The following is an 18,000-nucleotide window of genomic DNA, read 5'->3' on the forward strand; positions in this document are numbered from 1 at the left end:
TCAACGGCTGCCACTGGGACCACCACCCTCTCCGCTCACGTCCTTGCCCACCTGCTTGGCCGCCGCACCGGCGGCCTTCGCCCCGTCTGCGGCGACGCTCGCCGCTGCCACCACCGGGTGCGCCTTGCTCGCCGCGCCCGCAGCAGCGCCCGAGGCGCCACCGCCCGCCGCGCCCGCACCAGGCCCGGACCCACCAGCAGCGCCGGCACCGCCCCCGCCCTGACTGGCGCCGCTGGCGCCGTCACGGCCGCCAGGCGATCCGCTCTGCCCGGCGGAACCGCCACCGCTGCCGCCCTTCGAGCCGCCCGAGCCCGACGCACCCTGCTCGCCGTTCTGCGAGCCTCCCGCCCCGCCCGGGGACGAGGTGCCGCCAGGCGCCGGTGCGCCGGCGCCCTGCGAGGTCGAACCAGCCGGACCGGGCGCACCCTGCGAGCCACCCTGGCCCGCACTGCCGTTGCTGCCCTGCGGGCTCGCCTGCGTGGACACCGCCGCGCCACCGCCGCTCCCGCTGCCGCCTCCACCGCCACCCAGGCGCGCGATCGCGGCCGCTCCGGTCGGGAGCGCGGCCAGCGCGCCCGCCGCGAGAGCCCCGCCGCCGGCGCCGCCAGCAGCAGCACCCACGACCGGGGTCACGAAACGCATCATCGCCGGCAGCGCGACAACGGCCAGCCCGAGCATCAGCAGCCCCGTCAACGTGCTCTGCAACGGGTCCGACGTCGCCCAGTCCGAACCGACGAGCTGGAACCCGGTGGCGTAGATGATCGCCGCCACCGGCTTGTAGGCGATGAACGCGCCCGTCCAGCCGATCGCCTTCCAGAACCACGCCCGCCCCGTCTCGGTGCTGGTGAAGGACGCCACCGTGGGCAGCAGTCCCGTCATCAGCACGAGCATCCCGGCCCGAGCGAACATGAGCACCACCTGGACCAGCGCCGCCAGAAGCGCGATGAGGCCGAGGACGATGATCATCAGCGGAACCAACGTCGGCCCTGCTCCGCTCCCATCACCGCCCGCGCCGGCGCCCTGCTCGGCCATGTGCAGCACCCGCACCAGGTTCTCCCCGAAGCACGCCGCGTCCTCCCCGGCCGGGCAGTCGAGGGCCTGTTCCAGAATCCAGACCGAGAATCGGTCCGACACCGTGATGAGAAGCGCTGTGATCGTCACCCCGAGCGCCGACACCACCAAGAACGTCACCAGGGACCGCAGGACGTCCTTACCCGCGTCGGCCCGTTGGGTGATGACCATGCGGATACCGCCGATGATGACGCTCAGCACCACCAGGGCGCCGGTGAAGTACCAGAGCGAGGACTGCAAGAACGCCGCCGTGCCGGCGACGTTCTGCGGCCGCGTCGGCATCACTGCGCCGACGATCGCAGCACCGCCACCCAGGACCACGACACCGGCCGCGAACCAGAACGAACGGTTCAGGATGCCGGCGCCCTGCCCGCGCGAGACGCCCCGCGCGACCATCACGCCCAGCAGGATCAGGGCGAGCGTGGCGACGGCGAACCCGATCCACGTGATGTAGGAGAGAACCTGCGTCAGCTCCGCCGCCCCCGGCGCCTGCCCGAGGTCCACCGAAGCGTCCCCCGAGCCCGAGAGCTGCGGCGTATCCACGTTGACCCAGATCGTGGCGACCTGCCCGAGAGCCTGCGCGAGGGCTTGTTCCGTCGCCCGCTGCATGTTCTCGATCGCGTCGCCAACGACCACATCAGCAATGGATGGGCCGCAGACGGCGGCTCCACCCCAGCAGACTCCACCCATCTACGCGCCCCAGGGGGTGTAGCCGTTGAGGTTGGGGATTTGGGCGGCGTCGAACGCGGTGGCTGTCTCGCCGGAAAGGCGCCAGTCGCCCTCGTGCCAGACCAGCTCGTAGACCATCGACATGTACGTCTCTTGGCCGCTCACCGTGTACGCGACCCCGAGGTCAACGCGAGCGGTCTGCCCCGAGTAGTCCAGGAGCCGGAAGCCGCGAATCGCGAACCGCGTACCGCTGGGGTCGGGCGTCTCAGGGGCGGCCTGTTCGTTCGCTGCGAGTAGGTCATCCTTGAACGGGCCCGGCGAGACGGCGTAGTCGAACCACTCCGTCGCCGCGTTCAGGTCTGACGGCCCAACCGCGAGGTTCGCGACCATGAACAGCGCACCCGTGGGGGTGTGCTGGTAGCACGTGCGCATTTCGCCCTCATTCAACCCGGGGCCGTACTCAGCAGAAGTTGGATACGCGGCGGTGCCTACGTAGGCCCACTCGGCGTCGGGGGCGTCGGGCAGGTCGCCGTCGAGCTCGACTCCGCTCAGGCCGCAGATGCTTTCCGCGTCGGGGTCGGCGGGTGGCGCCGGTACGCCGGGCGTCGGAGTCCCGGGCTGCCCGGTTGGGGCGGGGGTGTCGTCGTCGCGGGTCAAGAACGTGACGGTGAGGACGATCCCCATCACGAGGAGAACGCCGCAGATCACGGCCGAGATGATCCATCCCGGCCGGGTCCACGGACTCTGCTGGTCGTTCTCAGCCATGATCGTGGTCCTTCCGCTCAGCCGGCGAACATGCCGATGAGGCCGGCGGCGGCGCCGACGATGATCGCGCCCACGAGGGGGTAGGCGACCTTCGGCAGGAGGTCAGCCGCCGTGGTGCGGCCCATTGCCGCGAGGGCGACCAGCACGCCGCCGACGATGAGGGCGAGGATGCAGACGACGAACCCTCCCCACATCACGACGTTCAGGAGCGTGTCGATCCCGCTGAGACCTTCGGGGCGCTGAGGTGTCGGGTCGGGGAGAGCGAGGAAAGCGGTCATCGGGGAGTCCTTTCGGCGGTGGCACCGGGGGTGCCGGGGTTGAAGATGAGGTCAAGATCGTTGAGGAGGCGCGCGGTTTCGCGCGGTGGGTTGGCGTGATCGACCGGGGCTCCCAGTCGCCACGCTTCGATCCACGGAACGTGCCATAGACGTGGGACACCGCCACCCACGAGGGCGGCCAGGTCGCGCAGCGGCTTGGGGCTCGTCCGGGGGCGTCGGCCACGACCACGAGGCCGATCAGCTCGACGGTGGGGCTCTTGCCGGCGGCCCACTGCATCGCTGCCGCCCGCGCCGAGTTCAGTCCGTGGGCGCTTCCCCGGCAGGCCAGAAGCACGCGCGCGGCGCGGTTGCTGTACTGCTGCTCGGGCCACGCGTGCCCGCCGGGCGCCCATCCCTCGCGCAGCTGCGCCAGCAGCGACTCTCCCGACCCGCCGTGGGTCCCCACGACCCACAAGGCCGGGGCGGAGAAGTGCTTCACCGTCGGCAGCGCGTCCGCCGCGACCACCCCGGCCTGCGGCCCGCTGACCCGCGCCGCCGGCGGCAGCTGCTCCGCCGGCGCCTCGCTCGGCTCCTCGATCGCGGGAGCGGGCAGCCACGGGTTGACCACGGCCTGCGTCTCCTCGGGACGACGGCGAGGGGTGAGGGGGCCGTATCGGGGAATCCGGGGTCTACTCACGCTGCCTCGCTGTCGTTGTGCTCGTACGCTCCCAGGCTACGAACCCTCACGATGGAGTTTGTTCCATGCTTGTTCTCTCGCAGATTGCCCCGGTCCCACCGCTGTGGCGTGCGCGCGCCCGTGGTGGGGAAGTTGGACGGAGCGGTTCGCTGCGCGTGGCGCTGATGAAGTCCCATGGCGTTCCCCTCCTGCTAGTAGGGGACGGGAACCGATGCAGTTCCACGTCGCCCCGTGGCTCAGGTACTCTCACCGTACTACAACCCTTAGGGTTGTTCGATAGCGGCGGGGCAACCTGCTGACCTACTAGACGGACGAGGGGGAAGATGTGATGCGTGCCTACGCTCTTTCTTCCACCGGACATGCCGGAGGGCGCGGTGAGGGCTGTGGAAGTGCTGGGCAACCGGACCAAGGTCGAGCTGCTGCACCTCCTGGGCCAGGCAGACGAGGGTCTGTCCATGGCCGAGCTCGCTACTGCGCTGAATACCAACAAGGTGTCGGTCCGGCGCAACCTGATCGCGCTCGAAGAGCAAGGGTTGGTGACGGCCGACGTGCCGCCGGAACAGCGCATGTACCAGCGCACGCTCGTGCACTGGACGATCAACGCCGATCGGGTCCGAGCGCTGGGCGAGCTGCTGACGGCGTACGCGCTCGGCGGCACGGGGACCGCGAGCGGTACAGAATCGAAGGCGGAGCCCGAAACCGAGGCCTGACAACACCCACCCGTGGGTGTGTTTCTGCTGTTCTTGCAGGGGGTTGCGCGCTGGTCGCGTCTCTCCTGCCTACCCAGGAGAGTGCGCAATGACCACCGATGTGGCCGAGTGGCCCCGAGTGCGGATCACCGTTGCTGACACCACCGGTGAAGTGACGATCGGGGGCAGCAAGCCCCAGCGCGTGCGGGGCGAGGGCGTGAGCGAAGTGCGCAACGCTGCGCTTGCCGTCGTGACCAAGGCGGCCGCCGAGCTCGGCCGCGGCCTGCGCGTCGAGGCGACCGAGCCCGACTGGACCTTCTACCTGATCGTGCGCCCGAACGGCGAGGTCCACGAGGACGCCGCCAAGCCGGCCAAGAGCCACGCTCCCGCGCCCGGGACGCAGGAAGCGGTCACGGCCCCCGTGGTCGTGGTGGAGACGCCCGCCCCGACGGGGCCGGCCGCCCCCGCGCCGGCGCCCCGGCGCCAGCGCATCCCGCTCCCCGCTCTCCTGGCCGGGACCGGCGTACTCGCGCTGGGAGCCGGGTGGCTCCTGAGCAGCCTCCTGACCCCCTCGCCCTCGATCATCGAGGCCACGTCCCAGCAGGAAGCCGAGGCCACCCAGGCGTGGCAGGGACGGCAGAGCGCCCTACGCGATGCCCAGCAGGAGGCCGCCACGCTCCTGGGCGCCACCGAGGGGCAGGTGACCGACGAGGCCACCCGCACCGAGCTCGCGAACCAGGTCACCGCCGCTTCCGCGTTCAGCACAGCGCTCAGCGACGTCGAGCCACCGGTGGTGGCCACGCGCGAGGGCGGCGACGTCGTGCTCGCCCCTGACCCCGACTTCGACCCCGGCGTCGTCGCGCTGACCGATGCCGTCACGGCCGCGACCGAGGCCGTCCAGGCCAGCCACACCCAGTGGGCCTACGACCGCCTCAGTACCGCCGTACAGGACGCTGACGCTGCCCTGGAAGCCTCCAACGGCCAGGTGACCGACACCAGCACCCGAGACACCCTCTCGGCCGCTCTCACGACCGGTCAGACGCTCGTGGACGCCGGCGCCGAGGAGGCCGAGGCGAGCGAACTCACCGCTGCTGCCGAGTCCATCACCACCGCCCAGGACGACGTGGAGAGCAGTCGCGCGCAGTGGCTCCACGACGCCCTGACCAACCGCGTCTCCGAGACGCAGAACGTCCTCAACACCTCCAACGGCCAGGTGAACGACAACGCCGTCCGCGATGCACTGTTCCTCGAGCTCGCGGAGGCCCGACGCATCCTGGACGCCGGCCCCGGCGCCACCAGCCCCGCCGACGTCCTCGCCGCCCGCGACCGCCTCAACACCGCCAGCGCCGCCGTGTCTGAAGCCGTGACCCAGTGGCAGGCCGGACAACCCCAGGGATGACGCCATGACCCCCACACCTTCCCCCGCACCCGGGCAGCCGCCCTGGCGCTGCTGACCGCCCTCACCCTCACCGGCTGCGGGAGCGAGGACGGCGACGACCTCACGCCCCCGACGGCGCCCGAGACAGCCACCCCGAGCACCACGGCGCCGACGTCCGAGGCACCGACCGCCGAGGAGCCGCTGCCCACGCCCACCGAGGGCGCCGGCGACGTCGGGCTCGACACCGAAGCGCCCGACGCCACACCCCAGCCGCAGCCGGAGTGGGACGCCGAGGCCGAGGCCAGCGCGTACGCAGCCGCCGAGGCGGCCGTGACCGCGTTCCTGCGCACCGACCTGGACCCCCAGGCGTGGAGCGACGAGCTCGCTCCCCTGGTCACCCCGGACCTGCTCGACCTGCTCGACGGGACCGACCCCGCCGGCGGCGCCGGCGCGACCACCGTCACCGGCCCCGCCGTGCTCGACGGCGAGGTCACCTCACCGTTCGTCGCACGGGTGCGCGTGCCCACCGACGCCGGCGAGCTCGCCGTGGTCCTGACCCGAGCCGCCGACGGCGTCACGTGGCAGGCCGCCTCGATCAACCCCGCCTCATGAACAGCAGAGCCGGCGTAGCCGCAGCCGTCGCGGTCCCCCTCGTGCTGGTGGGCGGCGTCGCCGCGTTCCTCATGCTTGGATCGCCGTCGGACACCGACGTCGCCGGCGGCTCGTGCGAGGCGCCCGTGGTGCTCATCGACGGCGCCGAGCTGCCCGAGAGCATCGGCTCGTTCAGCGCCGTGCAGGTCCGCAACGCCGCCGTGATCGTCTCCCTCGCAGCCGAACGCGATCTACCGCCGTCGGCGGCCGCGATCGGCATCATGACCGCGATCACGGAATCTGGCCTGCGCAACCTGGCCAACGAGGGCAAGTTCGTCCGCCCGGCCAACTCTCGCGTGATGAGCGCGGCCGAGTGGGACCGCTGGCGCGCCGTGGCGATGCTGTCCCTGAACTACCCCAACGACGGCGCCGCCCCCGGCGACTGGGACTCCGTAGGCCTGTTCCAGGGCCGCCCCCAGGCCGGCTGGGGCGGGCAGGGCACCGACGAGGAAATCGTGCAGAACCTCCTCAACCCCGCCTACACCACCGGCCGGTTCCTCGATGAGCTCGTGACGGTCGAGGGCTGGGAGACGATGCCCGCGTGGAAGGCCGCACAGACGGTCCAGGTGTCCAAGTTCCCCATGGCCTACGACGCCCACTGGGAAGACGCCCAGCAGCTCACCCAGGCCCTCACCGGCACCGAAGTCACCTTCGAGGGATGCACCGGCGACCCCGGCGCCGCCAGCACCTACCCCGGGCTCGTGGCCGACAGCGGATGGGCCGCGCCCATCACCGGCGCCCGCTTCACCGGCGGGTTCGGAGACGTCCGCAACGGCTACACCCACATGGGCTCCGACTTCGCCGCACCCCTGGGAACGCCGATCTACGCCGCCGCCGACGGCCTGGTGACCCACACCAGCTGCAAGGGGTTCCAGGGCCGCTCACCGTGCAACGTGATGATCGACCACGGCACCGACGCCGACGGCGCCCGAATCCAGACGCTCTACGTCCACATGTACCCCGGACAGACCCACGTCGACATCGGCCAGACCGTCACCGCCGGCCAGCACATCGCCGACGTCGGCAACAACGGCCGCTCCACCGGCCCACACCTCCACTACGAGGTGTGGGTCAACGGCCAAGCCGTCAACGCCCTGCCCTACATGCGCAGCCAAGGAATCACTCTCCCGTGAGACGCGACACGCCGACCAGCCTCACGGATGCATCCCCGGCGGCGCGACAGTATGCATGCATGAGCGCTGTCAAGGGTCGCAAGGTGCGCGGTTCGGCGGGCGAGCCCGTCGTCCTCTTGCAGGGCCGCGTGATACCCGCGGCCCGCGACGCCGCCCGTGAGGCGGCTGACGAGCTAGGCATCAGCATCGCGGCCTACCTCGAAGCACTCGTGCTAGCCGACGCCGAGCAGCGCATGGTGCGCCCGCAGGCCCCTTACGTCCAGGAGGTGCTCCCCGTCAGCGCCTGACAGACAAAAAGAGAGGGCCGGCCCCGAAGGGCCGGCCCGAGTCCGAAGCGATTCACCCTCATGCTTGCCGGCCGGAGGTGACTCGTTCAGATCGACACACCCTGAGGTGTGTCTAACGCTGGGACCCACCATACCCACCTCCGTTGTAGAAATCGAGCGCTCGACACGCCCGCCCTCGCCCACCCTGGGCCAGGGCCGCCCACGTCGAGCCAGCCGTTTGACTGTTGCGTTGGACGAGCGGGCACGCCTGCTGAGCTCGCGTGAGTGCCTCGGTGTACCGAACGCGCTGCGCTTGCAGGAGCTGAGCCGGTTCGAGCCGGCACTCCTGCCCCGCTACCACCAGGACGACCGGGGCTGGAGCAACCGCACCCGCGGGTTTCACCAGCTCGCGAAGCCGGGAGCCTACGGACACATCCACACCTGGCACGGTCGAGACGACTGGCTCGACGTCGTCGTCCCCCTGGTGTGCCAGCTGCGTCGCGAGGTGCTGCGCAAGCACTCCGTCGGCCTGGACTTCATGCTCCGCTGGGCAGCCGCGAAGAGCGCCTACGCGCACCGCAGGACGGGGCGTCGGTGCATCGTTCGCCCCAAGATCCTCGCCGGCACGCTCTCGTGCGAGGAGCGTCAGGTCAAACGCGCCAACGCAGCCGCCCGCGAGCTCGGCCTCGAGGTCGTGGTCCTGCGGGGACGCATGCTCAACCAGGAAGAGTCCTACGCCTGCCGCCGGCGAGGATCTCGTCAACGCGGACTGGCCAGCGAGGTCGCTCTCACCGTTCCGCCCGCGGCTCGAGCTGCGATCGCGCAGGCACGCGCGTCTCGCTCATCGCAGGTGTCCACGAACGGGGCCAGCTGCCCGTGCTCTGTGGATTCAGACACCCCTACCAGTGGTCACTTACGTGACCACCTCCCCCACTTAAGAAGACATCACCCTTGCGCCTGCGGCACGAAGAAGGACGGCGCTGCGCGCCGCAGCCCCGACAGACGCGGTCGACGCACCAGCGAGGTTCTTCGACTCGCGCAGGAGGTCACACGAGTGATCCCGTGGCTTCGAGGGGAGTCCCCGCGGCGCCTCCTGGGAGCTCTACGGCCGTTTTCCGTCTCCTCCGCACCGTGGACAGCCGCCGACATCCAGTTCGCGATGGGAGCGCAGGCCCATCGCGCCGGTCGGCGCGCCTACCTCACCCGCTACCAGACCAAGGTCCCGTGGGCTTTGCTGCGTCACGTTCTGGCTCAGATCGACCCCTACGCCGACCACCCCCGACTACCCGAGATCGAGGAGAACAGGTGGACCCAACGCATCGACGCCGACCCCTGCGACACCCCCGACTGCGACGGCCACGGCTGGCACAACACCTCAGCCGGCGCCACCCCCTGCCCCGCCGCCAGATAGACGAAAGGCCCACCCAGTGTCGACACGTCCCGACCCCGGCACAGACCAGAGGCACGACGCTCAACTCCTGCACCATGCCGCCCACGAGGTCCGATCGATCACCCGGGCCATCGCAGGAGTGATCGACCTACTCCGCAGCGGCAGCCGAGTCCTCAACACCGCACGCGTGAGCAAAGAGCTCCTGGATCGCAGCCACGAACTGACGACGCTCTACGAGACACTCCAGGAGGCAGCAGGTGCTCTAGAGAACGACGATCGGATCGGTGCTCCCGGCGTCTCGATGCCCCTCGACGGCCGTATCTCGCCCCACCAGCTGGCGATGTTCGCCCGGGCGGCACGCCCAACCACTCAGCCTCATGGCCGCCCCAGCCACATCTACGCCTCCCACCCGCTTCAGGCCGAATACGAACGCTCGTTGAGAAGAGAGCTCGCAGGCAACGACGTCGGGGCTGCGACGTTCTGGACCGCCGTTGAGGCCACCCCATGCTCAGTCTGCGGCGCCGGCCCAGGAGCGACCTGCCGAACCCCAGCGGGCCACCCCGTCACCGCCTACCACTCCCCCAGACGGAAAGACGCCGCCAGCCGCCTACCCCGGGGATGAGCGCCGATTGCCCTGCAGAAAGGGTGCTCGCGGCGGGTTCCCCACCCAGTGTGGACGGCCCGAGCTATCGCCAGGGCTCCACCCGCCCACAGTGGGCACGGCACCCGCCGCGGCGGTTCTAAGGGTGGTTACGCCACTGTTACTGGCGTTTCGAGCGCTGCGCGCCCAAAAGGGAAATGCACCGGTGTGGGTTTGTGCTCCATGGGGGCGCCGAATCTAGCACGCCGGGGGCCCGTCATATCAAGGCACGTTCCGCGCTTTCGCGGCATATCCTCACTCGCTGCGCTCCCTCCGGTATTCCACGGTCGCTCCACTCTGCGGCCTTGACATGCCACCCCGCCGTACTAGATCGGGGGTGCCCCCTGAAGGTCAGGGGGAGGAGGGAGGTCAGTTCGATGACAACCGTTATCGAGCTGGCTACCGCAGTTGTCTCGTTAGTGACTGCGGTAGTTCTCCTCATCACCGCGCTGCGCAAGATCGGCAGCGAGGGACGCAAGGCTCGCCAGGCCCGCAGGGCCAAGCGGAGCCGCAAGCGTCTCGGCAGGTGAGGAGAGGGGCCGGAGGTGCATCAATCACCTCCGGCCCCGCCCTCTCACGCTAGACCCCCAGTCAACAGCGACAAGCTGCGGCCCTGCGGGCCGTGCCCGACGGTCGCTGCGCGCCCGGCAGTAGGCGCCTACGGCGCACGTTTTTTAGCCGTGAAGCCTTCGGCAGCATACGTTCGGCCACCCTGCGCGCAACCGCTTTCGCGGCATATCCTCCCTCGCTCCGCTGGCGCTCCACTCAGTCCGGTATTCCACGACGGTTGCACTCCGGGCGTCCTCTCTAGCGGCGACAAGTCGCCTTCACGGCAAAAAAACGTGGGGGAAGCGACAAGCGAAAGGCAACGACCATGACCACACTCACCACCGCGACCGGCAGCACCTACGCCACCTCCGACCGGATCGTGCTTCACCTGGGAGTTCAGCCCCGCGACCTGTTCGCGGTCACCCGCCAGGTGACCTCCGAACTGTCCGCAGCGGTCACGACCGAGGGCGACGGCTGGAACGCCTGGGGCGAGCCCGTGGGAGCCGACGCCAACGACCCGAGCACCCTGCACGTCGTCGCGGACCTCGACCGCGTGGAGGGCATCGAGGCCGACGTCGCCGCCGTCGTGACGCGGCTCTACAGCGAGGGTCTGGTGCAGGTGTCCACCGACCGCTGGCACACCGTGGCCGCCCTGTCCGCTTTCGAGGACTGGAGCGAGGAGGCCGGCGGCCTGGCGTGGTTCCACACCCCCGGCCAGGACGTCACCCAGCACCGCTACCCCGAGCCCACGACCCACTGACCCCGAGCCGGTCGGGGCACACCGCCCCGACCGGCTCCAACGCCACTGTTACCACCCTTGGAGGAAAAATGAGCACCACTGGACTAACCACCGGCCGCGCGGTCTACGCCCTGGCCGCAGGCGAGCGGGGCACGTGCCTGGCCCCCGGCATCATCACCCGCCGATTCCAGGGCGAGCGCGACACGTTCGTGACCGTGCGCTACCTCCGCCCCGTACGCGGCGACGTCGAGCACACCTACGGCCTGGCCCACGATTGCGTCACCCCTCGCGAGAAGGCGACCTACGGCGCCGCCGACGAGTGCATCGACTGCGGCAGCCACACCGCCGCCCCCCACGCCCCCGCGTGCCCGTTCGCCTGACCCGTTCTAACACCACTGTTACCACCCTTGGAGGACAAATGCGCACCACCGCGATTCTCGGCCCCGTCACCCGCCGTCCGTACCCCGCGATCGACACCGGCGAGCGCTGGAACGGCTCCCCCGTTGTCGGCTTCACGTCCGCGACCATGCTCGATTTCATCCACAAGGGCGACGGCCGCGACGCCAACGGCGAGGGAATCCAGATCCGCGACGGGCTCGTGTTCGACCGCAGCGCCGACGACGAGGGCGACGGCGAGCCCGTGCCGGTCGTGATCGCCGCGTACGAGGGCCAGGGGGTCGCGCTCTTCGTCCCCACAGGCCGAGTGTGGGAGGAGGTCGCCAGCGGCTACACGAGCGAGGACGGGTGCCGCGCGTGCGGGGCGCACATCTCCGAGCCCCACTCCCCCGCCTGCCCCGCCGCCTGACCCAGGCAGCCCGGCCCCGAGAGGGGCCGGGCGAGGGGGTCGGCCCCCTCGCGCTCCCCCGGCCCGGCCACGAACTCACCGCGGCTCGCGACCATTCCGGAGGAGCCCAAGGCCACGGATCGACCATTGACCGCAGTTGGTTCTAACGGTACTGTTAGAACACATAGCCGGAAGGAAGTTCCGAATGTTCACCGTCACCGTCTACAGCAAGCCCAACTGCGTGCAGTGCACCGCGACCACGCGGGCGCTCGACAAGCACGGCGTCAGCTACCAGGTGAAGGACCTCACCGCCCCCGAGCAGGCCGACATGCTCGCCTACGTCACCGAGGAGCTGGGCTGCGCCCAGGCCCCCGTCGTGGTCGTGGACGGCGACGACGACAACCACTGGGCCGGCTTCCGCCCCGACCGCATCAAGGCACTTTCCCTCGTCCCGTGAAGCACCTCTAACGATTCCATCACCCCCAACGCCACTGTTAGAAGTCGCGTAGCGCCCGGCACTAACGGTACTGTTAGCACCCTTGGAGGTAACACCTATGACAGCTCGCATCCTGGCCCTGTGCAACCAGAAGGGCGGAGTCGGCAAGAGCACCACCACGTTCCATCTCGCCCGTGCCGCCGTCACGCGCGGCCGCCGCGTGCTCGTGGTCGATCTGGACCCGCAGGGCAACCTGACCGCCGTCGCGGCCGCCGAGGAGGTCGCGGGGGACCAGGCCGGCCTGGCCGACGCCCTCAGCGCACGCACGAGCGAGACGCTGCGCGACGTGATCGTGCCGGGGGTGTGGGACGGGCTCGACGTCGTGCCGACCGCCGGCGTGACTCTCGGCGTCGTGCGCGATGAGCTCGTGATCGCCGGCGCCGGCCGAGAGGGCCGCCTGCGCGAGGCCCTGGCCGAGGTCCGCGAGGACTACGACCTGATCCTGATCGACTGCGCCCCGAGCCTGGACCAGCTCACCATCAACGGCCTAACGGCCGCCGACGGCGTCGTGATCGTCACCCACAGCAAGCAGTGGTCCCTCTCCGGCCTCTCGCAGCTGCTCGACACGATCGACAACGTGCGCCGCTACTACGCGCCCTCCCTGACGATCGCCGGCGTGATCGTCAACCAGCACGAGGAACGCACCATCTCCGGTCAGACCTGGCTCGAGGAGCTGCAAGCCGCCGGCCAGGCCCGAGGGTTCCCCGTCCTGCTCCCACCGATCCCCAAGCGCGTGGTCATCGCGGACGCGACCGAGGCAGCCCGCGGACTGGACCAGTGGAACAGCCCCGAGGCCCACGCCCTGGCGACCACCTACGGCGACCACCTGACCGCGATCGAAGGAGCCCGAGCATGACCAGCAACCGCCCCACCCCTCGCCGTTCCTCCCTCGCCGGCACCAGCCCCGTAGCACCCGCACCCGTCGAGACAGCACCGCCCACCGCTACGGCGCCGCCGGCGCCCGCCGTCGAGGCGACGGCGCCCGAGGCGGCGCCGGCCGGCGCCCGTCCCGCTCGACGTGGCAGCGGCGGGAACAAGGTCAGCTTCTACCAGCCGGCCGAGGACGCCGCCCGGATGCGTGCGGCTCTGCTCAACACCCAGGCGCAGACCGGGGTGCGGGGCCTGTCGGACTTCATCGCTCGCGCCTGCCTGGCCGAGGTCGAGCGGTTGGAGCGCGAGTACAACGCCGGCCAGGCGTGGGACCCGATCGGCCCCGGCCAGATACCCACCGGCCGCCCGATGGGGGAGTGACCGGCAACCCCGCCGGCCTGTCAGACCCGAGTGATAGGAGAGGCACCATGAGCGAGAACCCGAAGGAGGACCACGAGCTGATCGCCGCCCTCGCCCTGGGGCTGCGCGATGCCGAGAGGGCCGGCTAGGCCGGCCGAGCACGCCGGATCGCCGCGACCCTCGTGCAGGAGGTCCACACCGCCGTCGCGCTGCCCTACGACACCACCCTGGACGTCGAGGCGCCCACGCTGGTGCACACGGAAGCCTGCATCGACACCGGCGCGCTGCGGGAGCTCCTGGGGCAGCAGGGGTGAAGCGCCTGCCCGGGCAATCGCCCGAGGCCCTGGCAGCACGTGACGCGCTACGGGCGTACCTGCGCGCCCAGGAGGCCGCCCCCGACCTCTACGACCGCGCCGTGGTGCTGGAAGAGCTCGTGCAGGAGTTCTACGACCACACCAAGTTCCGCGCCCCCGGCGGCGCAGGGCTCGACGGCCGTGACGGCCCCGAGCGGCACGCCGTCGGCGCCGTGCGGGACGCGGCCCGCGCCTGGCGCGAAGAGCTGCGAGCCCAGCGCCGAGCCGAACGAGCCACCCGCAACTGACCCTGACCGGGATAGGGCGTCGTTTCCCATAGCCAGCGGCCCGGCGAGCGGGGAGAGGTGTCCAGGGTCGGGCACCGCCCGATCACGCAGTGACGCGCAGCGCCCTTGACGCCCGACGTCGCTCGCGGACGATGAGCGGCCCGGAAACGCCACCGACGCCTACCCTGCATCTGTGCGCGCGACCGTCACCGTGACTACCGCCCCGAGGGCCCTCGCGCCCGGCCCGGTGGACTACGGCCACGTGAGCGCGACGGCGGAGAGCTACGAGGCCGCACGCGATGACGCGCTCGCGCGCGTGCCCGAGGGCCGGCGTGCGGTCGCGATCCGCGTCGAGCGGACCTGAGGCGCGTCGGTCCTCGCCACGCGGTTCGTACGCGTGTTCGACTTGGGGTGTGACAGGTGAAGGCCGTTACCCCGATCAGGTGCCGATGCGTGAGGGACCGATCCGGCTACCGCCGGCCGCGTACGGGGGACCGGTGCGACGGTGTGATGAGCCGATCCCGGTCCGGGTGTGGATACCCCGAGCTCGGTTCGGCTGGACGCAGTTCGACGGCGAGGCCGACGAGTGGACCGACGTCGCCGTGCACGTGACCTACCGGGATGAGCACTACCGCACCGGCCGAGCGTGGGTGTGGGCCGGCGCCGTCACCCGGCGCTAGGTCAGCGATCGTCCGGGCCTGGCGTCGCGATCAAGGCGTGGGCCGGTGGGACACAATCGGAGGTGTCGCTGACCCAGCACGTGGACGATAAGACCTCTCCCGTCCGCCGCTTCTTCGAAGAGCGCTTCCCTCACGTCGGAGAGCTGAAGTATGCCGACGTGAGCACGCCGCCGAGCGTCATCGCTGGCCCGTTGGGGCCACTCACGATCACGGACCTGGCCGCGTTCTCGCCCGGTCGCGCCGTCGCGCTCCCGGTCGACGGCGAGGGCTATCCCTGGCGCGTGGCCGGCACGGCTTTCGACTACCGCTTGCGGTTGGAGCTCGGACCGCTGGACCTCAGCACCACAACGGCGTTCCAGGGCTGGGACGACAAGATGCGCCGACCGCAGGGGCGCGCTGCCGACTCCGGCTGGTTGCAGCTCGTCACGGCCCTCGATGCCCTGCACCACCAACTACTCACCCGCGGACTCGACGTCGACCAGGAGCGCGAGCTGGCGCGTCTGTGCGGGGTCCTGGCTCTGTACGAACAGGCCTACCGCATGGGAGGCATCCTCAATCCGAAGGTGGGAGACCTGCCGATCTGGCAACTGCCACCCGGCGCGCCCCTGCCGGAGCTGCTGGCACTCATTGACGGCCGACTCGCGGACGACGTGAGCGCACTGATTGCCCTCGCGCGCGATCGCGCTCCTGCGCTGGTCCGCCCCACCTCGTTCACCGGCAATCCGTCCTTCGCCCGCAGCCGCGACCTCCGAGGAGCCGACGGCGACCTCGTGACAGACGGCACGCTGATCGAGGTCAAGTGTGTTCAGACCGCCGCGCTGGGACGCCGGTACGGCTGGCAGGTGCTCGGCTACCTCCTGGCCGATACCGACGACCGGCATGCCATCACAGCGGTGGGTTGGTACTTCGCGCGCCAGGGCTACCTGTGGTCCTTCTCCGTCGAGGAGTTCCTAACCCGGTTGGCCGGCCGTCCGGTGAACATCGAGGAAGCCCGCGCCGAGTTCGCGCAGGTGTGCGCCGCCGTCGCACCGCGGCGCCGAGCACCCACCCCGCCAGAACCGGGTTCAGTGCAGCGGGCGGTGCAGCTTCACCCGCCGGCGAGTGGCCGAGGCAAGTGGCACATGACCGCCGAGGACGTGCCCTGGATCGCACACGGGACCTACCCGCCAGACGACCTCAGCTCGCCCGCCTGCGGAACCAGCGCGACGCTCAACCTCGACGCCGAACCCCTGTCGCCGCCGGTGGGTACCAGCCAGGCCGACGTCGCACCTCAGGCGTGCCGACGATGCCTTCTGTACTCCGAAGAGTTCTACGCAAACCGTCCCGACTAGCGCCGGAAACGATCGTCACCGGCCTGCTGGTGCGGACTGTCGCGGGGTAGCGCCTCTCGGGGGTGGTGCAGGGTCGCCCAGGCACCAGGTGGCACCGCACGTGCGGCAGGCCAGTTGCTTCGTGGGGCCGTCCGCGTCGCGGCAGCGCTCAACCCACTGGTGAGCGCACCACGGCTGTCCTGCTCGCTCCCACCGTCGCTGCGTCCCCTGTGGCCCCATGGCCGTCGAGGCTAGCGGCGGACTCGACGCCGCGGGGGAATAGGTCGTTGGCGAGTCTCCACAGGTAGCCGGAATCGATCGTTTACCGGTCAGGGATGGTTGGGGGCGGAGCGGTGATGGCCCTGGGTTTAGACGCGCACGCCGCCGGAGACCTCGATGCGTTCACCGGTGACCCACCGCAGGTCGGTGCAGAGCAGGGCGCGCACGGCGTCGGCGATTTCTTGGGGGTCGCCCACTCTTCCCAGGGCGGTGTTGTCTGAAAGGAACGCCCGCACGTTGTGGTCGTCCCGCATGGCGCCACCGTTGAAGTCGGTGGCGGTGGGCCCGGGAGCCAGGGCGTTGACCCGGATACCTCGCGGACCGAGCTCGTGCGCCAGGTTGCGCGAGAGGGTGTCGAGCGCGGCTTTGGAAGCGGCATAGGCGGCCATCCCGGTGCCCACCTGCTGGGAGGCCGAGGAGGTGATGTTCACGATCGCGCCACCGTCGCACAGGATCGGCGCTATCGCCTGTGTGAGCAGGAAAGGGCCGCGCACGTTCGTGCGCCACAGGGCCTCGAGGTCGTCAGGCGTGATGGTGTCCAGCGGTCCAAAGCGTCCGACACCGGCGTTGTTGACCAGGGCATCGACGGTCCGCCGGCCCCAGAGGGTCTGGGTGGTGTCGGGGACCGCGGTGGCGAAGGAGGTGATGGAGTCGATGCTGGCGACGTCGAGCTGGAGGGATGTGGCCTCGTGGCCCGTCGCGCGGATCTGAGCGACGATCTCTTCGACCGGCTTGGGGTCTGACCGGTAGGTGGCGATGACGGCGGTTCCGGCGCTGGCCAGGGTGGCCGCAATGTGGCGCCCCAGTCCGCGGGTCGCCCCGGTCACGATGGCAATCTTCATGTGGTCGTTCCCTTCGCGGCTGTGACGTTCTGGGTGTTCGTCACGGCTTAGTTGTGCCTCTAGCTCACCCGGGCCGCGACGATGCCGCCGTCGACGTCCAGGATGGTGCCGTGCACGTAGGCCGCCTCGTCTGAGGCCAGGAACCGCACAGCGTGCGCGATGTCGATGACGCTCCCGGGCTTGCCTGCCGGTGAGGGCGCCGTCAGCGTTTCCAGGATCTCGACCGTGGCCTGGTTGCCGGGGGTGATGGTCGCACCGGGTGCCACTGCGTTCACGCGAACCCCGTCGGGACCGTACTCGGCGGCCCAGGCCCGGGTGAGCTGTTCCAGGGCGGCCTTCGTGGCGGGGTACATCCCCACGCCCGGCGTGCCGATATGGGCCATCCAGGAGGTGATGTTGATGATCGCGCCGCGGCCTCGCTCGACCATCCCGGGGGCGAGCGCGCCCACCAGGTCGTGCGGAACGCGCACGTTGGTGGCCAGGAGTGCAGCGACGTCCTCGTCGGGAAGGGAAGCGGTCGGGCCCACGGGGAAGATTCCGGCGTTGTTGACGAGGATGTCGACGCTTCCACCCAGGGCCTGGCTCGCGCGTGCGGCGAAGTCACGGACCGCAGCGGGGCTCGCGGCCAGATCAGCCGTCAGCGCCGTGGCGCGGCCGCCGGCTGTGGTGATGGCGTCGGCCACCGACCCGGTTCGCTCGGCGTCTCGCCCGTGGACCAGGACATGTGCACCGGAGGCAGCCAGGACGTGCGCGATGGCTTCCCCGATCCCGCTCGAGGACCCGGTGATGATGGCGGTGCGGCCGACGAGACGCTCATCGCGCGGCAGATCGGTCAGGACGGAGGGGGTGTTGTCATGCCTCCACGATCCCCGCTCTCGCGTGCGCGGGATTGCCCGATCCGGTCA

Annotated in this window: 23 protein-coding genes and 1 pseudogene; 18 read left to right on the forward strand and 6 right to left on the reverse strand. The window is 70.5% G+C overall.

Translation table 11 applies throughout. From position 1 onward, the window contains the following. The 4 genes and pseudogenes from QQK22_RS17805 to QQK22_RS19470 form a co-directional block, all read right to left on the reverse strand. Positions 1-1,707 carry a hypothetical protein gene (locus QQK22_RS17805; RefSeq protein ID WP_284252920.1) on the reverse strand — a complete coding sequence of 569 codons (1,707 nt, stop codon included), beginning with the start codon at positions 1,705-1,707 and terminating at the stop codon, positions 1-3. Between the two features lie 54 nt (positions 1,708-1,761). After that, positions 1,762-2,505 carry a DUF8175 domain-containg protein gene (locus QQK22_RS17810; protein ID WP_284252922.1) on the reverse strand — a complete coding sequence of 248 codons (744 nt, stop codon included), beginning with the start codon at positions 2,503-2,505 and terminating at the stop codon, positions 1,762-1,764. Between the two features lie 17 nt (positions 2,506-2,522). Continuing rightward, complete coding sequence (locus QQK22_RS17815) at positions 2,523-2,783, reverse strand: hypothetical protein (protein WP_284252924.1); 261 nt, start codon at positions 2,781-2,783, stop codon at positions 2,523-2,525. 247 nt (positions 2,784-3,030) lie between these two features. After that, positions 3,031-3,459 (reverse strand): annotated as a pseudogene (locus tag QQK22_RS19470) (hypothetical protein); the annotation flags it as partial. Between the two features lie 332 nt (positions 3,460-3,791). Here QQK22_RS19470 and QQK22_RS17820 point away from each other — a divergent pair. From QQK22_RS17820 to QQK22_RS17900, 18 genes are all read left to right on the forward strand, one after another. Beyond that, positions 3,792-4,169, forward strand: a complete 378-nt coding sequence (locus tag QQK22_RS17820) for a winged helix-turn-helix domain-containing protein (protein ID WP_284252927.1) — start codon at positions 3,792-3,794, stop codon at positions 4,167-4,169. A gap of 88 nt (positions 4,170-4,257) precedes the next feature. Continuing rightward, positions 4,258-5,547: a hypothetical protein gene (locus QQK22_RS17825; RefSeq protein WP_284252930.1), complete on the forward strand. Its 1,290-nt coding sequence runs from the start codon at positions 4,258-4,260 to the stop codon at positions 5,545-5,547. Between the two features lie 309 nt (positions 5,548-5,856). Then, positions 5,857-6,138: a hypothetical protein gene (locus QQK22_RS17830; protein ID WP_284252932.1), complete on the forward strand. Its 282-nt coding sequence runs from the start codon at positions 5,857-5,859 to the stop codon at positions 6,136-6,138. Beyond that, on the forward strand, positions 6,135-7,310 hold the full coding sequence (locus QQK22_RS17835) for a M23 family metallopeptidase (RefSeq protein WP_284252935.1): 1,176 nt from the start codon (positions 6,135-6,137) through the stop codon (positions 7,308-7,310). The genes QQK22_RS17830 and QQK22_RS17835 overlap by 4 nt, the downstream gene beginning before the upstream one ends. Positions 7,311-7,369: 59 nt before the next feature. Continuing rightward, a complete protein-coding gene (locus QQK22_RS17840; protein WP_284252936.1) occupies positions 7,370-7,597 on the forward strand; it encodes a hypothetical protein in 228 nt (75 codons plus the stop codon). 292 nt (positions 7,598-7,889) lie between these two features. Beyond that, positions 7,890-8,987: a hypothetical protein gene (locus QQK22_RS17845; RefSeq protein ID WP_284252938.1), complete on the forward strand. Its 1,098-nt coding sequence runs from the start codon at positions 7,890-7,892 to the stop codon at positions 8,985-8,987. 319 nt (positions 8,988-9,306) lie between these two features. Continuing rightward, entirely contained in the window at positions 9,307-9,588 is a 282-nt protein-coding gene (locus tag QQK22_RS19475) for a zinc finger domain-containing protein (RefSeq protein ID WP_431310202.1), read from the forward strand. An 892-nt stretch (positions 9,589-10,480) separates the two neighbouring features. Further along, on the forward strand, positions 10,481-10,915 hold the full coding sequence (locus QQK22_RS17850; protein WP_284252940.1) for a hypothetical protein: 435 nt from the start codon (positions 10,481-10,483) through the stop codon (positions 10,913-10,915). Between the two features lie 68 nt (positions 10,916-10,983). After that, complete coding sequence (locus QQK22_RS17855) at positions 10,984-11,274, forward strand: hypothetical protein (RefSeq protein WP_284252942.1); 291 nt, start codon at positions 10,984-10,986, stop codon at positions 11,272-11,274. A 38-nt stretch (positions 11,275-11,312) separates the two neighbouring features. Further along, positions 11,313-11,699, forward strand: coding sequence for a hypothetical protein (locus QQK22_RS17860; protein ID WP_284252944.1), 387 nt, complete (start codon positions 11,313-11,315; stop codon positions 11,697-11,699). Positions 11,700-11,883: 184 nt separating this feature from the next. Then, complete coding sequence (gene nrdH, locus QQK22_RS17865; protein ID WP_284252946.1) at positions 11,884-12,135, forward strand: glutaredoxin-like protein NrdH; 252 nt, start codon at positions 11,884-11,886, stop codon at positions 12,133-12,135. A gap of 97 nt (positions 12,136-12,232) precedes the next feature. Continuing rightward, complete coding sequence (locus tag QQK22_RS17870) at positions 12,233-13,030, forward strand: ParA family protein (RefSeq protein ID WP_284252948.1); 798 nt, start codon at positions 12,233-12,235, stop codon at positions 13,028-13,030. Next, positions 13,027-13,425 (forward strand): ParB family protein, encoded by a 399-nt coding sequence (locus QQK22_RS17875; RefSeq protein WP_284252950.1) that lies wholly within the window; start codon positions 13,027-13,029, stop codon positions 13,423-13,425. Before QQK22_RS17870 ends, QQK22_RS17875 begins: the two co-directional genes overlap by 4 nt. 161 nt (positions 13,426-13,586) lie before the next feature. Continuing rightward, positions 13,587-13,718, forward strand: a complete 132-nt coding sequence (locus QQK22_RS17880) for a hypothetical protein (RefSeq protein ID WP_284252952.1) — start codon at positions 13,587-13,589, stop codon at positions 13,716-13,718. Next, positions 13,715-14,005 (forward strand): hypothetical protein, encoded by a 291-nt coding sequence (locus tag QQK22_RS17885; protein WP_284252954.1) that lies wholly within the window; start codon positions 13,715-13,717, stop codon positions 14,003-14,005. Before QQK22_RS17880 ends, QQK22_RS17885 begins: the two co-directional genes overlap by 4 nt. A gap of 172 nt (positions 14,006-14,177) precedes the next feature. Next, the gene (locus QQK22_RS17890; RefSeq protein ID WP_284252956.1) at positions 14,178-14,348 is read left to right on the forward strand and encodes a hypothetical protein; all 171 of its coding nucleotides are present in this window, start codon (positions 14,178-14,180) and stop codon (positions 14,346-14,348) included. Positions 14,349-14,514: 166 nt separating this feature from the next. Further along, positions 14,515-14,664 (forward strand): hypothetical protein, encoded by a 150-nt coding sequence (locus QQK22_RS17895; RefSeq protein ID WP_284252958.1) that lies wholly within the window; start codon positions 14,515-14,517, stop codon positions 14,662-14,664. Positions 14,665-14,726: 62 nt separating this feature from the next. Continuing rightward, positions 14,727-15,995, forward strand: a complete 1,269-nt coding sequence (locus QQK22_RS17900) for a hypothetical protein (RefSeq protein ID WP_284252960.1) — start codon at positions 14,727-14,729, stop codon at positions 15,993-15,995. A 347-nt stretch (positions 15,996-16,342) separates the two neighbouring features. Here QQK22_RS17900 and QQK22_RS17905 read toward each other — a convergent pair whose 3' ends face one another. Beyond that, positions 16,343-17,095: an SDR family NAD(P)-dependent oxidoreductase gene (locus QQK22_RS17905; protein WP_284252962.1), complete on the reverse strand. Its 753-nt coding sequence runs from the start codon at positions 17,093-17,095 to the stop codon at positions 16,343-16,345. Positions 17,096-17,154: 59 nt separating this feature from the next. Next, positions 17,155-17,931, reverse strand: coding sequence for an SDR family NAD(P)-dependent oxidoreductase (locus QQK22_RS17910; protein ID WP_284252987.1), 777 nt, complete (start codon positions 17,929-17,931; stop codon positions 17,155-17,157). Positions 17,932-18,000: the final 69 nt, after the last annotated feature.

The organism is Litorihabitans aurantiacus (assembly GCF_030161595.1).
GTDB lineage: Bacteria > Actinomycetota > Actinomycetes > Actinomycetales > Beutenbergiaceae > Litorihabitans > Litorihabitans aurantiacus.

Coding starts and splice junctions, on each gene's coding strand:
- QQK22_RS17850 (WP_284252940.1), top strand. CDS start 10,481: ATGACCACACTCACCACCGCGACCGGCAGCACCTACGCCACCTCCGAC.
- QQK22_RS17875 (WP_284252950.1), top strand. CDS start 13,027: ATGACCAGCAACCGCCCCACCCCTCGCCGTTCCTCCCTCGCCGGCACC.
- QQK22_RS17860 (WP_284252944.1), top strand. CDS start 11,313: ATGCGCACCACCGCGATTCTCGGCCCCGTCACCCGCCGTCCGTACCCC.
- QQK22_RS17840 (WP_284252936.1), top strand. CDS start 7,370: ATGAGCGCTGTCAAGGGTCGCAAGGTGCGCGGTTCGGCGGGCGAGCCC.
- QQK22_RS17825 (WP_284252930.1), top strand. CDS start 4,258: ATGACCACCGATGTGGCCGAGTGGCCCCGAGTGCGGATCACCGTTGCT.
- QQK22_RS17905 (WP_284252962.1), bottom strand. CDS start 17,095: ATGAAGATTGCCATCGTGACCGGGGCGACCCGCGGACTGGGGCGCCAC.
- QQK22_RS17835 (WP_284252935.1), top strand. CDS start 6,135: ATGAACAGCAGAGCCGGCGTAGCCGCAGCCGTCGCGGTCCCCCTCGTG.
- nrdH (WP_284252946.1), top strand. CDS start 11,884: ATGTTCACCGTCACCGTCTACAGCAAGCCCAACTGCGTGCAGTGCACC.
- QQK22_RS17855 (WP_284252942.1), top strand. CDS start 10,984: ATGAGCACCACTGGACTAACCACCGGCCGCGCGGTCTACGCCCTGGCC.
- QQK22_RS17870 (WP_284252948.1), top strand. CDS start 12,233: ATGACAGCTCGCATCCTGGCCCTGTGCAACCAGAAGGGCGGAGTCGGC.
- QQK22_RS17815 (WP_284252924.1), bottom strand. CDS start 2,783: ATGACCGCTTTCCTCGCTCTCCCCGACCCGACACCTCAGCGCCCCGAA.
- QQK22_RS17810 (WP_284252922.1), bottom strand. CDS start 2,505: ATGGCTGAGAACGACCAGCAGAGTCCGTGGACCCGGCCGGGATGGATC.
- QQK22_RS19475 (WP_431310202.1), top strand. CDS start 9,307: ATGTTCGCCCGGGCGGCACGCCCAACCACTCAGCCTCATGGCCGCCCC.